Below are 12923 nucleotides of genomic sequence, written 5' to 3' on the forward strand. Positions count from 1 at the left end.
CCGACACCGTCGTCCACGCCTGATCAGGACATCAAAGACCGAACCAAGTCCTCACACTGATTTCTGCAACAGCGCCATCAGCATCTGCAGCACCGCCTCGGCCACGCTGCGAAGGAAGTCGGCATCCCCGGCTTTCGCCAGCAGCTCAGCCAGTGGCAGTCTATCCTCGGTCATCGGGTCCTCGGCCGGTCAGCGGTGGGAGCTTCGCAACTCCACCCTAGCCGCCAGGTCCGACGACCACCCCAGCCCTACACCCCGGCCGAAACCGGAATTTCCACCACCTCCGCGGACGCTACCTTTTTCCCTTTTTCGATCTTCTCCCGACCTCCGCCACCAGCTTTACAACCTCCGGGAAAGATGGAGTGAACGGGTTGGCCTCTCCAGAAGTCCCGGCCTACGAGGGCCGTGTTGTAAGCCGTTTGCGTAATCCAGGACGCGCGCGGCATGAATGGTTGATTCCGGCTTCACCTGCCGCGCAATGCGCCTAGTCTCTGTGGCAACGAAAACGGGACCTGCGTTCCAAGCGAGCGTCAGGATACTCAAGGGTGGAAGTCCGGATGACAGCTTTTTTGCTTTGCGCGACACCCATGCCATGTCCGGAGGTGGGTTCGTGGTGAGCCGCCTCCATGGCTCTCGCCGGATGCTTCTTGGTATGGCGGCCGTCCTTGCCACGCCCTCCTTGGCCAAGGCTCAGGGCAAGGGCCCGGAGGGCTGGCCGAACGGTCGCAGCGTCAGCTTGGTGATCCCCTTCACCCCGGGCGGCGGCACCGATGTGATCGGCCGCATCCTGCAGGATGGCTTAGGTGAGAGCTTTGGCGGCAGCTTCGTGCTGGATCATAAGCCAGGCGCCTCGACAACGGTTGGCGTTCGCTATGTTGCCCGAGCGCGGCCGGATGGAGCAACGCTGCTGGTCGGCAGCAACTCTGGCTTTACCCAGGCACCCTTTGCCTACCGAAACCTGGGCTACGACCCGCTGGCGGACTTTACTCATATCAGCCTGCTATACGCTTCCGCCTACCTGCTTGTGGCTCATCCGCGCTGGAGTAGCTTTGAGCAAGTGATCGAAGCAGCGAGGCGCGAGCCGGGGAAGCTCTCCTATGGCACCTGGGGGCTCGGCTCGACCGCGCATCTGCTGATGCTTGAGATGAACGAGCGGACCGGGACGGAGATGCTGCATGTGCCGTACGGTGGCCCGGCGCCGGCGCTGACCGAGATCCTGGCTGGCCGGGTGGACATGATGTTCACGACCTTCGCCCCGGCACGGGCGCATGTGTTGGAGGGGCGCCTGCGCGCTCTCGCTGCGCCGCACGATGAACGGTTGGCGGCAGTGCCGCAGGTGCCGACAACAGGCGAACTCGGTTTACCAGGGTTCCTCGTTAATGCCTGGTGGGGCTTGGCCGGTCCGGCCAATCTGCCGCCCCCTCTTTCGGCAGCGTTGGAGCGGGTGGTGCCCGATGCTGTCAGCCGCCCAGCGGCACAGCGCCTTGCTGACGAGTTCGGACTCCTACCGCTGCCCTTGGGCAGGGAGGAGATGCGTGCCCGGATCCGCCGCGACCTGGCACAGAACGAAGGACTAATGCGTAAGGCTGGAATTACACCGGAATAATTTCTTCACTACTTTTATTGTTGTGGCTACAAATTCCATATCCGCTCTTATCCAACAACGTGCGTTATTATTTTCGATGACTTCACCCCGCGCGCCTTCGTGGTACAGGTGCTGCGGGTGGAATTTCGGATGGGCGATGGGCAGGCGCAGCGGATCATGATGACGGCGGACCAGCGCGGCGTCTGCGTGGTTGCGGCCTTCACCCGCGAGATCGCCGAGGAGAAGGCGACGGCGGCGACGGAGATGGGCCGCAAACAAGGTTATCCATTGCTGTTTACCACCGAGCCCGAGGACTAGCGCGGCCGGTTCCGCATTCCCCCTCGACGGCGGGCCAAACCTGCCGATACCCTGTCCGCAACGGGGGCAACACCCGCGGGCGGAGACGTGCATGCGACCGATCATCGGGCGTCGTCAGACCATGGGCCTGGCTGCTGGAATGCTGGCCGGGGCGGCGCTGCCGGCGCGGGCCATCCCCACCGCCGATGTGCCGGCGTCGCGCCTCGTGCCGGAACCGGGCGCCAGGCTGCGGGTGCTTCGGCCGGCGAAGTACATCGACCCCGACGAGGCGATCTTCAACCAGAATACCCGCCGCTTCACCGAGCAGACCGGCATTGAGGTACGGATCGACTACGTGAACTGGCCCGACATGCCGGTACAGGTGGCCGTCGCCTTCAACACCGGCAAGGGTGCCGACGTGCTGATCGGCTTCGGCGCCGATGCGCATATCTACGCCGACAAGCTGCTGGAGGTGACCGATCTGGCCGAGTATCTCGGCGCCCGGTACGGCGGCTGGTACGACCTGGCCAAGGTCTATGGCCAGCGCTGGAAAAGCAGCGCCTGGCTGGGCCTACCAATGGGCGGCACCACCGGCCCCGCCGTCTACCGCCGCTCTTGGGTGAAGGAGGCCGGGTTCGACGGCATCCCCAACGACCTCGGCGAGTTCCTCCGCCTCTGCCGGCAACTGAAACGCATCGGCCATCCCTGCGGCTTCCCGCTGAGCCATGCCCCGGGCGATGCGCCGGGCTATGCTAACTGGCTGCTGTGGTCGCATGGAGGCAGGCTGGTGGACGAGGCCGGGAAGATCGCCCTCGACACACCAGAGACGCTGCGAGCGCTCGACTATGCCCGCGCCATGCAGGAGACGATGATTCCAGGAACCATGGGCTGGAGCGGCGTCAGCAACAACCGAGCCTTCATCGGCGGCGAGATTGGCCTCACCCAGAACGGCGTCTCCGTTTACTACTCGCTGAAGACCTCGGCGGATGCGGCGCAGAACGCCCTCGCCGCCGACACGGAACATGCCGAGATGCCTCATGGCGCGGCGGGCAAGGCGCCGGAGACGGCCCTGACCCTGGTCGGCATGGTGCCGCGTCACACCCCAGTGCCGAACGCGGCCAAGGCCTATCTGCGCTTCATGATGGAGGCCGAGCAGTACGATCCTTGGCTGACCGGCTGCCTCGGCTACTGGTCGCAGCCGCTGAAGGCCTATGGCGAGAGCGCGGTCTGGTCGTCGGATCCGAAGCTCGCGGTCTACCGAAACGCCATGGATACGCCTTTTTACGAAGGCTATGCCGGCCCGATCACCCCGGCCGCCGGGGCCGTCGCCGAGAATTGGGTGCTGGTTGACATGTTCGCCCGCGTCGCCACCGGCGAGGCCCGCCCGGCCGACAGTCTGCGCGAAGCGGTGCGCGCCGCGCGCCGCTGGTACCGTTGAGGGAGAAGCCGATGCTTACGGATGCTCAAAAGCGCGAATACGACGAGGTCGGCGCCATCGTCGTCCCCGACATCCTGTCCCCGGAAGAGGTCGCCGAGCTGCGCCGTGTGACCGACGGCTTCGTCGAGCGCGCCCGCGGCATCGCCACCCATGATGCCATCTACGACCTCGAGGACAGCCACTCGCCCGCCATGCCGCGGGTGCGGCGGATCAAGTCGCCCCACCTGCACCATCCGGCCTATGCGGCCCTCGTCCGGCACCCGCGCATCCTCGCGGTGCTGCAATCGCTCTGGGGGCCGGACATCCGGTTCGACACGGCGAAATTGAACATGAAGTCGGCCGGCTTCGGCGCCGCGGTGGAGTGGCACCAGGACTGGGCCTTCTACCCGCACACCAATGACGACCTCGCCGCCGTCGGCGTGATGATGGATGACATGGAGCCGGAGAACGGCCCCCTCCTCGCCATCCCCGGCAGCCACAAGGGCCCGGTCTTCGACCATCATGCGGAGGGGCGCTTCTGCGGCGCCATGGACCCGGCCAACCGGGACGTGGATTATGCGAAGGCCGTTGCCCTGACCGGCAAGGCCGGGTCGATCACCGTGCACCACGTGCGCGCGGTGCATGGCTCGGCGCCGAACACCTCGAACAAGGAGCGCCGGCTGCTGCTCTTCCAGTTCCGCGCCGCCGATGCTTGGCCCCTGCTCGGCTTCCCTGAGGGGGTCGAGGCCTATGACGCGCTGATGGCTTCGGGCCAATCGAGCCTCGCGCCGCGCCTCGCCGATGTTCCGGTCCGCCTGCCCCTGCCGCCCGCCGACAAGCAAGGCTCCATCTACGAGAACCAGAAAGGGTTGAAGCGGAAATTCTTCGAGGCGGCCGCGGCGCAGTAGATGCAGGCGGATTACGTCATCGTCGGCGCCGGCTCGGCCGGCTGCGTGCTGGCCAACCGGCTGACGGAGGACCCGGCGACCCGCGTCATCCTGATCGAGGCGGGAGGACGCGACTGGCACCCGCTGATCCATATCCCCGCCGGCTACATGAAGCTGCTGCAGCACCCGACGCTCACCTGGGGCTTCAAGGCCGACAAGGAGGCCGGGCTGAACGGGCGGGAGATCCCCTATCCGCGAGGCAAGGTGCTCGGCGGTTCCAGCTCGATCAACGGCATGATCTACATCCGGTCGCAGCCGGAAGACTACGACCACTGGTCGCAGCTCGGCAACCGCAGCTGGTCCTCGGAAGACGTCATGCCGCTGTTCCGCAAGTCGGAACGCTGGGAGGGCCCGGCCGATGCGGTCCATTCTCAGGACGGGCCGCTTTTCACCTCCCGCACCCGGGACCAGCCGGAGCTGTGCCAGGCCGCGATCCGGGCAGGCACCGAGCTGGGCTGGGAGCAGCGCGACGACCTGAACAACCTGCCGCACGGCCTCGGCGAGCATATCGGCTGGGTGCAGCAGACCCGCGGCGGGCGGCGGCGCGCCTCGGCGGCACGGAGCTACCTGCGGCCGGCGCTCCGGCGGCCCAACCTCCGGGTGGTCACCCATGCGCTGGTGCACCGCGTCCTCCTCGAGGGCACCCGGGCAGTGGGCGTCGAGTTTTCCCGCGGCGGCACGGTCGAGCGGGCAATGGCCGGGGCGGAGGTGATCCTCTCCGCCGGCGCCATCGGCTCGCCGCACATCCTCCAGCTTTCCGGCATCGGCGATCCCGAGCATCTCGGGCGCATTGGCATCTCGGTCGGGCACGCCCTGCCTGGCGTCGGCCGGGCCTTCCAGGACCATTTCCTCGTCCGAGTGCAGGCCGAGGTGAGGGACATCGCCACGCTCAACGAGCGCTCCCGCGGGCTGCGCTTCGCTGGAGAGGTCCTGAAATACGTCGCCGCCGGCCGGGGGATGCTGACCTATGCCGCCTCTCTCATCGCTGCCTCGATGAAAGTGCAGCCGGAATCCGCGACTCCCGATGTCCAGGCGCTCTTCGCCTCGGCGAGCTACGCGCCGGGGGTGTCGCGGCAGCTCGACACCAAGCCCGGCATGACCTCGGGCCTTTGGCAGATGCGCCCCGAGAGCCGCGGCCAAGTGCTGGCGCGCACCGCTGACCCGCACGACCAGCCCTCAATCAACCCGAACTACCTGGCGGAGGACCGCGACCGCCGCACCATCGTCGCCGGCATGCGGCGGGTGCGCGACTGGTTCAACGCCCCTGCCCTGCGGCGCTACTTGGTGGCCGAGACCCTGCCCGGGCCGGAGGTGCGGACAGATGACGAGCTTCTCGCCTATGCGCGGCAGACTGGCACTACTGTGTTCCATGCCTCCTGCTCCTGCCGGATGGGGCCGGATGCCATGGCAGTCGTGGACGACCAGCTACGGGTCTGCGGGCTGCAAGGACTGCGGGTGATCGACGCCTCGGTGATGCCTGCGGTCACCTCAACCAACACCAACGCCCCGACGATCATGATCGCGGAGAAGGGGGCGATGCTGGTCCGGGCGGCGGCGCGCCACCGCCAAGCTGTGCCGGCCTAAGGCTTGCGCCGCTGCCTGCCTTTGCCGAGCCACCGGAACTAAAAGCCAAGGACAAAACCTCCTGATCTGGCGCAGGCAGATCACGGCGCAGGCGAGGGTTGTGAGGGCGAGATGGAGGTCGGCGCAGCGCTCGTAGCGGACAGTCAGGCGTCGGAAGCGGGCCAGCCAAGCGAAGGTACGCTCCACGACCCACCTATCGCGGCCCAGCCGGGCGCTGCTTTCGATACCACGCCGTGCGATGCGTGGCGTGATGCCGCGGGTGCGGCACTCACGGCGGCAGCGGCGGTGGTCGTAAGCCTTATCGGCGTGGAGCTTGGTGGGCCTACGGCGCGGACGTCCCCTGTGCTTGGCCCGCACGCCCGGTACCGCATCCAGGGTGGGCGCCAGCATACGGCTGTCGTGGCGATTGGCGCCGCTCAGCGTCAGGCCAAGCGGCGTGCCCTGGGCATCCGTGACAAGGTGGCGCTTCGTGCCAGGCTTGCCGTGGTCCGTCGGGTTTGGTCCCGTCTGCGCGCCCCCCTTGTATGGGGCTCATGGTGTCAAGCGCGATCTCCTCCTGGCAGCCGTGGCAAGCCGGACGAACTCGGGATCGGCCTCGCTGCGTCTGTGCGGCATCTCGCCGCACCACCTTGTATCCGGTCGGCCCATGGTGGGTGCCTGACCAACATCCCACGTGCGTGGGCGAATGCGAGGCCGGGAGAGCGGGACCCATCTTTTTGACGGCACTCTGGCCCTGGGGGGCAGCGGTCCACACCCATCCCGCTTCGTCATGAGCAGCCCTGTGGCCGCCGCGACGAACCCGTTCAGCCCTTCAGCACGGCGCCGTCCGGCACGGTGCCGGTGGTCACGTAGCGCCACAACGCCACGATCAGCTTCCTGGCCATTGCCACCAGCATAATCCGGCGCATGCGTCCCTTGGCGCCAGCCACGCGCTCATGGAACCACCGCGCGAGCGCACTGCCGGGCTGGTGACGCAGCCACAGCCAGGCCAGTTCGATGGCGCTTCTCCTCGCCCGCAGGTTGCCCGATTTGGCGATACCTTGGTCCCGTTCGACCTGGCCGCTTCGCCAGGGGCTCGGGGCGAGACCGAGGTAGCCGCCCACCTCGCGCCGGTTACGGAAGTCACGGAAGAACACCTCGTTGCCAAGCACGGCGGCAAAGGTGGTGCCGATACCGCGCAGTCGGGCGAGCCGGGCGGCGTTGCCCTCCTCCGCCTGTGCTACCGCTTTCTGCTCGGCCTCAACCTCGGCGACCATCTCTATCACCTGCCGTAGCCGCCGGCATTCTCGGAGCAACTCGGCTCGCAGGCAAGGCGCGAGCGGCTGGTCGTCCGGCGTGCGCAGCGCCTCAAGGCGCGCCTGCCAGTCGCCGCGCGTCGGCTCGAAGTCGCGGATGCCCTGCGTCATCAGCAGGCCCTTAATGCGGCTCGTGTACTGGCCGCGCTCGACCACGAGGCGGGCCCGCTCGCGCGATCGCCGCCGGGCGTCCTCCTGCGCCGGGTTGGGCACGTGCACGACCCGACAGACCTGCGTCTCGCCACGCTCCAGCGCCATCAGCGTGCGCAGCAACCCGGCCGCATCGAGGCGGTCCGTCTTGGCCCGCCGCGCCCGACGGTCGACCAAGATGCTGGCAGCGTCCAAAACGCGGTTCTCGATGCCGCGGGCGCATAGCCAACGGTGCAGCCAAAAACCGTCGTACCCGGCCTCGAAGCAGCATGCGACGCGCACGGGCCGACCCATCTTTCCCTCCGCCTGCATCCGCTTACGCGCAATCAGCTCAAGCAGACCTTCGGTGTCGCCGCCCTCCAGCCGGTGCTGGCTGACCTTGTCGACGACCGGCGAGTGCACGGCCACGAGCCAAGTCGAGCGGCTCAGTTCCAGCGCCACGAACAGGGTCGCCGGAGCCGTGTCCGTCAGGGATGGCGTGGAGGGTATCGCGTCCATGGGGAGCCTCCTGGTCCTGATGTCCGGACCCAAGCCTACCAGCGCTCAGCAGTCCGTCGCCCCATAGGATCTTTTAGAGCCCCATCCTGAGGCGGCCGGTGCGCCGCCCCCGAAGAGAAGCGTGAAACCCACGCGGGACAGCACCACTGCTTGACGCACGTGCCCACGATTAGAGAAGAATGGCTACAACGAGAGCTTCAATGGCAAGCTCCGGGACGAGCTGTTGGATTGCGAGGTTTTCAATACGCTCAAAGAAGCCCGGGTTCTGATCGAGCAATGGCGCCAGCACTTCAACACCGTCCGGCCGCACAGCGCCTCGGGTATCGGCCGCCTGCGCCGGAGGTAGTTATGCGAGTTCGGTTGCGTGGCCGAAGTCTTCGGCTTGCCGCGGCCCGAGATGGGGGAGGACTGGTACCGCTTCGCCGTCGCAAGCGTGGAACCCGGCCCCCTGCGCGCCACGGGCGGCGTGCGGCTGATGGTGGATGGCACGCTCGATCTGCTGGCCGAGGCGGGCACCGTTGTCGTGCCAGGCTGGCGCTCGGTGGACGCGCTGGTGCCGGAGGCGCTCATCGCCACGCCGCGTGATGCTCACGCCCAGGGAGCACGCATCCTCTCGCTTTGTTCTGGCGCCTTCGTCCTCGCCGCCGCCGGGCTGCTGGAGGAGCGGGACGCCACGACGCACTGGCGATACGCCGATCGGCTTGTGGCGCAATACCCCGGGCTGCGCTTCGTGCCGGACGTGCTCTACGTCGACGGAGGCAGCGTACTCACCGCCGCGGGCAGTGCCGCCGGGCTAGATCTGTGCCTGTACCTCGTCCGACGGGACTGGGGCCCGGAGGTGGCGAACCGGATTGCGCGCCGTCTCGTCGTCCCGGCGCACCGGCAGGGTGGGCAGGCGCAGTACGTGGAGCGGCCGGTACCGCGTGAGCGAGCGGGCGGGTCGCGCCTTGGTCCGCTACTGGACCGGGTGCGGGGTGCGCTGGACCAGGACTGGACGGTGGAGCGACTGGCCAGCGAGGCCGCGCTCAGCCCCCGTGGGCTTCACCGGCACTTCCACAACGCCACGGGCCTGAGCCCCGGCGCCTGGCTGGTGGCGGAGCGTGTCGCGCGGGCACGGGAACTGCTGGAGGGCACGCTGATCCCGATCGAGAAACTGGCGACATCCTGCGGCTTCGGATCGGCTGCAACGCTCCGGTACCATTTTCGGAACGTACTGGGCAGCAGCCTGGCAGAGTACCGGGCACGCTTCTCGACCACCCTTGCCTAGGGTTGGGGTCAGCCGAAGCATTTGCGTATCGAAAACCAGCCTCAGCGCCAGCGACTTGTGGGGTTCACTTCCGGTCTTTGCAACATGGTGGTGCCAGATTGGACACATGCGGTTTGCGGACTGGAGGTGGGAGGCCACTACCGAGCGGCGGCAGCCTGTGATGGTGGAGGGCATGGCATCTCTTTTGCTCTGCAATCCAGCCTGCCAGGGCAGTCGGAGGCAATGGGCATGCAGATCAGGATTGGCTACGAGCTGACGTATGATCTGCCAGGGCCGGTCGAGGGCGTCTTCTTACTAAACGTGCATCCGAGCCGGACGCCCGATCTTATGACCCCCGATGCTGTTGTGGTCACACCCTACCTGCCGGTGCGGTTTTATAACGACAGCTTCGGCAACATCTGCCAGCGCCTCTCCCTTCCCGCGGGTCGGGTGACGCTCGGCGCCAATGCCATCATCAACGACAGTGGGCTGCCGGACATCGCCTGCCCAGATGCGAGGCAGGTGCCGCTCATCGAGGTGCCCAATGACGCGCTGATCTTCCTGCTGGCGAGCCGTTACTGCGACACCGAGCTGCTGTCGGACATCGCTTGGCGAACCTTCGGGCACGGTTTGTCGGGCTGGTCGCTGGTGCAGGCCATTTGCGACTTTGTCCATCACCGCATCCGCTTCAACTATCAGAATGCACGCAATACCCGGACCGCCCTTGAAGCCTACAACGAACAGACCGGAGTGTGTCGCGACTTCACCCACCTTGCTGTAGCGCTATGCCGCTGCATGAACATCCCCGCACGCTACTGCACCGGTTATCTTGGTGACATTGGCGTGCCTCCGGTGCCGGATCCGATGGACTGGTCCGCCTGGTTCGAGGTTTATCTGGAGGGGGGCTGGTACACCTTCGATGCCCGGCACAACCGCCCGCGCATCGGCCGCGTCCTGATGGCGCGCGGGCGGGATGCGGCGGATGTAGCCATCAGCACTACCTTCGGCCCGAGCACGCTGGTCGGCTTCCGCGTTGATACTGAAGAGCGTTCAGGCTAGCCTTGCGAGCCTGCTGCCAAAGCGGTCACAGCCGATCTGCGATGAATGAATCGCCAAGGAACCCGGCGGCCGGTGGCTTGACGGCGAGCAGCACCTGCACAATGGCGCATATGCGACGACTTGGCCGCGCCACGTCTCCACTGCACCTTAATGATGATCTCCATCACCAACCCCCGCTATCTGTCCTTACCAGCGCTCCAAAGAACACCGATAGGCTCGAAGACAGATCCGGCGCAGACGGACAGCCGGATATTGGCATTTCAGTAAGCGTGGAACCAGACAAGCTCGTCGAAGATACCTGCCGCTAGGCGACCTCCGAAGTAGCGACCGTCCTTCCGCCCAGGCCTGCGACCGCGCGTTCCAATGGAATGATAACCTCAACCACGAGGCCGGTCAGCCTCCAGTGCCGCTCCACCGTGCCGCCGAGCTGGTGCCGCACTGTAGCCTCGATCACGCGCGAGCCAAAGCCGCGTCGCGCAGGGCTGCTTTGAACCGGTGGGCCGCCACGCTCGGACCAGCGCAGGTACAGTATCTTGTCGCCCGTCGGCGCGTCGTCCAGACGCCAGCATACTTCTACAAGCCCGCCAGGCACGGACATTGCTCCGTATTTGGCGGCATTGGTGGCTAGCTCATGCAGCAGCATGGCCATTGGCTGAACCGCTGCAGCGACAAGGGTGACGAAAGGCCCGTTAAGCGATGTTGTTCCTTGACCTGGGCCTCGTGTTCCTACGTGCGGCTGGGTGTAGGCAGCCAACTCGCGTTCAGCAACTGAGCGCAAATCGGCACCGGCCCAAGCATTCTCCGCGAGCAGTGAGTGCACTCGCGCCAACGCGCTTACGCGTGCTTCTACAGCCGCCACAAAAGCCTTGGGGCTATCGCATGGACTTAGGCGTAGCACCGACTGCACCACCGCCAGCACGTTTTTGGCCCGATGATCGACCTCGCGTGCAAGAATTACGCGCTGCTCTTCTGCAGCTTTACGTGCTGAAATATCGCGCATGATCCAGGTGAGGAACTGATCATCGATCTCATCTAGCCATTCACTAACCGAAAGCTCAATCGGCACGACCGACCCATCCTTCCGGCGGCCTTCCTTCTCATGCTGCCCTTGAGGTTGGACACGAGCAATGGCGATGAGGTTATCTAGCTTGGCTTTGCTCGCCGCATGCATTAGGATCAGCACGCTTTCGCCAACTGCCTCGGCTTGAGTGTACCCAAAGATCACCTCCGCAGCAGCGTTGAGGGATTTGATGATGCCCGTCCCGTCCGTGACGACAATTGCGTCCACCGCTGTTTCGACAACGGCACGCAGGCGTGCCTCGCCGGCGGCCACAGCTGCAGCCTGCTCTTGAAGCACCAAATGGGCTTGCACGACCGCGGCCCGCAGCCGCTCGAACTCTTGCACCCGCACTGGGGGGCCTACCGGCACAACCTCGACCCGGCCTCCGCTTGAAGCGACGCGCTCCGCCTTACGGGTCAGCCAATCCACGGGCACCAGTATGCGATGGCCCAGACGGGTAGCCACGATCAGCGACAGTGTCAAAGATCCAAGACTACCAAGCGCTAAGGTGACGAGCGGCGTCCACAGGCTTGCGTAGAACGCAGCGTCCGGAGCTGCGACTGTGACGATCCAATCGGAGAACTGGGTTACGCGGTGAAAGCCGGTGCTGATGCGGGCACCAGCCAAATTAGTGCCGTTCAGGACCCCTTCGTTATGGCCCTTGACGCCCTCGGTGATCCAATCACGAACCTGCTGGCCGATGTATTGCTCTTGGTCCATGGAGCGGGCAACGATCGATCCCCGGGTGTCAATAAGGCTCGCGTATATCCCGCCTTCGAAGCCTTGAGCGGCAAGCAGGCGAGAGAGCCGCTGCGACTCTATGACACTACCAAGTGCGTAAATCGCCTGGCCGGAGCGCATCACCGGTACATACACAGGCGTAAGAAGCCGCCCGGACATCTGACCGGAGATGGCGTCCCCGACCGCAAAGCGCTTAGCTTCGAAAACCCGGCGGGCCACATCAGAGGTCTGCCCCACAGACCAATTGGACTGCACATCAGTGCCAAATGGGAAGTCAGTATGTAGCGGCATCGTACCGTCGGGGTTGATCAGAAAAATACGGCTATCGAGGTCGGCGGCTACCCAGCCGGCACGTTGTTGGAATGAGACGAGGTCCGGGGTATCACTGTCCAAACTGGTCGACGTGGCAAGTGCCGACAGGGCTGCCGTGTAGGTTTCAATCTCGCTGCCGATCGCACTGGCGAGAGCCGCCGCCGTGCTCTGCAGTCGGTCCTCAAAGGCGCGACGATAGCTGCCCACCGCGGCGTTCACAGCGATTGCGCCAACTGCAAAGGCTGGTAGCAGCGCCGAGGCAACCAAAGCAACTATATGGGTTCGTAGACCGGTCCTCTTGATCGAAGCCTGAGCCGGTGTCTGCAAGCCGTCGTCCTCAATGATGCTGCGCCGGGGGTAGCCGGGGTATCCAACCAAATAGGCCATGTAGAATGTACACGAAAACAACTCTAGGTTAAAGATGTCCCTACTGAGTGCGATGTTGCCACCGACGCTTGGATGCTCGAATGCACCCTTACCTGACCGACAGCTCGTCTGCTCACCTGATGGGGTGGATGCCCCCTGCTCCGCGGCATCGAGGTGCCATAGCGTGGTTGGTGCTGAGCCTGACCACGAGGGAGAGGAGGCATCCATGGAGAAGGTTACGACAGTCGGTCTCGACTTGGCCAAGAGCGTTTTCCAGGTGCATGGGGTTAATGCAGCAGGCGGGGTGGTAGTGCGGCGCAAGCTCCGCCGGTCAGCCCTGCTGGAGTTCTTCGCGGCCTTGCCGCC

10 protein-coding genes and 3 pseudogenes are annotated in these 12923 nt (G+C 65.5%); 9 read left to right on the top strand and 4 right to left on the bottom strand.

Features of this window, described 5'->3' with window-relative positions; genetic code table 11:
- Positions 1-51 precede the first annotated feature (51 nt).
- Positions 52-174 (bottom strand): hypothetical protein, encoded by a 123-nt coding sequence (locus JMJ56_RS35130; protein WP_268885178.1) that lies wholly within the window; start codon positions 172-174, stop codon positions 52-54.
- A gap of 478 nt (positions 175-652) precedes the next feature.
- Between JMJ56_RS35130 and JMJ56_RS31170 the strand changes: the two genes are divergently transcribed.
- The 5 genes from JMJ56_RS31170 (at position 653) to JMJ56_RS31190 (ending at position 5830) form a co-directional block, all read left to right on the top strand.
- Positions 653-1606, top strand: a complete 954-nt coding sequence (locus tag JMJ56_RS31170; RefSeq protein ID WP_202835705.1) for a Bug family tripartite tricarboxylate transporter substrate binding protein — start codon at positions 653-655, stop codon at positions 1604-1606.
- Positions 1607-1675: 69 nt separating this feature from the next.
- Positions 1676-1903 (top strand): ATP-dependent Clp protease adaptor ClpS, encoded by a 228-nt coding sequence (locus tag JMJ56_RS31175; RefSeq protein WP_328702518.1) that lies wholly within the window; start codon positions 1676-1678, stop codon positions 1901-1903.
- Between the two features lie 91 nt (positions 1904-1994).
- On the top strand, positions 1995-3320 hold the full coding sequence (locus JMJ56_RS31180) for an ABC transporter substrate-binding protein (protein WP_202835708.1): 1326 nt from the start codon (positions 1995-1997) through the stop codon (positions 3318-3320).
- 11 nt (positions 3321-3331) lie between these two features.
- Positions 3332-4207, top strand: coding sequence for a phytanoyl-CoA dioxygenase family protein (locus JMJ56_RS31185; RefSeq protein ID WP_202835710.1), 876 nt, complete (start codon positions 3332-3334; stop codon positions 4205-4207).
- Positions 4208-5830 carry a GMC family oxidoreductase gene (locus tag JMJ56_RS31190; RefSeq protein ID WP_202835712.1) on the top strand — a complete coding sequence of 541 codons (1623 nt, stop codon included), beginning with the start codon at positions 4208-4210 and terminating at the stop codon, positions 5828-5830.
- Between the two features lie 48 nt (positions 5831-5878).
- Here JMJ56_RS31190 and JMJ56_RS31195 read toward each other — a convergent pair.
- Together JMJ56_RS31195 and JMJ56_RS31200 are read right to left on the bottom strand one after the other, a co-directional pair.
- Positions 5879-6352, bottom strand: a pseudogene (locus tag JMJ56_RS31195) (IS5 family transposase); the annotation flags it as partial.
- A gap of 281 nt (positions 6353-6633) precedes the next feature.
- Entirely contained in the window at positions 6634-7773 is a 1140-nt protein-coding gene (locus tag JMJ56_RS31200; RefSeq protein WP_202835713.1) for an IS110 family RNA-guided transposase, read from the bottom strand.
- Between the two features lie 175 nt (positions 7774-7948).
- Here JMJ56_RS31200 and JMJ56_RS31205 point away from each other — a divergent pair.
- From JMJ56_RS31205 to JMJ56_RS31215, 3 genes and pseudogenes are all read left to right on the top strand, one after another.
- Positions 7949-8121, top strand: a pseudogene (locus JMJ56_RS31205) (integrase core domain-containing protein); the annotation flags it as partial.
- A gap of 16 nt (positions 8122-8137) precedes the next feature.
- Complete coding sequence (gene ftrA, locus JMJ56_RS31210; protein WP_328702517.1) at positions 8138-9040, top strand: transcriptional regulator FtrA; 903 nt, start codon at positions 8138-8140, stop codon at positions 9038-9040.
- A 228-nt stretch (positions 9041-9268) separates the two neighbouring features.
- Positions 9269-10078, top strand: coding sequence for a transglutaminase-like domain-containing protein (locus JMJ56_RS31215; protein ID WP_202835714.1), 810 nt, complete (start codon positions 9269-9271; stop codon positions 10076-10078).
- A 304-nt stretch (positions 10079-10382) separates the two neighbouring features.
- Here JMJ56_RS31215 and JMJ56_RS31220 read toward each other — a convergent pair whose 3' ends face one another.
- On the bottom strand, positions 10383-12578 hold the full coding sequence (locus JMJ56_RS31220) for a PAS domain S-box protein (RefSeq protein WP_202835715.1): 2196 nt from the start codon (positions 12576-12578) through the stop codon (positions 10383-10385).
- Positions 12579-12783: 205 nt separating this feature from the next.
- Here JMJ56_RS31220 and JMJ56_RS31225 point away from each other — a divergent pair.
- Positions 12784-12923 (top strand): annotated as a pseudogene (locus JMJ56_RS31225) (IS110 family transposase); the annotation flags it as partial.

It is taken from the genome of Belnapia arida, from assembly GCF_016773205.1.
Taxonomy (GTDB): domain Bacteria; phylum Pseudomonadota; class Alphaproteobacteria; order Acetobacterales; family Acetobacteraceae; genus Belnapia; species Belnapia arida.

Coding starts and splice junctions, on each gene's coding strand:
- JMJ56_RS31190 (WP_202835712.1), top strand. CDS start 4,208: ATGCAGGCGGATTACGTCATCGTCGGCGCCGGCTCGGCCGGCTGCGTG.
- JMJ56_RS31180 (WP_202835708.1), top strand. CDS start 1,995: ATGCGACCGATCATCGGGCGTCGTCAGACCATGGGCCTGGCTGCTGGA.
- JMJ56_RS31215 (WP_202835714.1), top strand. CDS start 9,269: ATGCAGATCAGGATTGGCTACGAGCTGACGTATGATCTGCCAGGGCCG.
- JMJ56_RS31220 (WP_202835715.1), bottom strand. CDS start 12,578: ATGGCCTATTTGGTTGGATACCCCGGCTACCCCCGGCGCAGCATCATT.
- JMJ56_RS31185 (WP_202835710.1), top strand. CDS start 3,332: ATGCTTACGGATGCTCAAAAGCGCGAATACGACGAGGTCGGCGCCATC.
- JMJ56_RS31200 (WP_202835713.1), bottom strand. CDS start 7,773: ATGGACGCGATACCCTCCACGCCATCCCTGACGGACACGGCTCCGGCG.
- JMJ56_RS31170 (WP_202835705.1), top strand. CDS start 653: ATGGCGGCCGTCCTTGCCACGCCCTCCTTGGCCAAGGCTCAGGGCAAG.
- JMJ56_RS35130 (WP_268885178.1), bottom strand. CDS start 174: ATGACCGAGGATAGACTGCCACTGGCTGAGCTGCTGGCGAAAGCCGGG.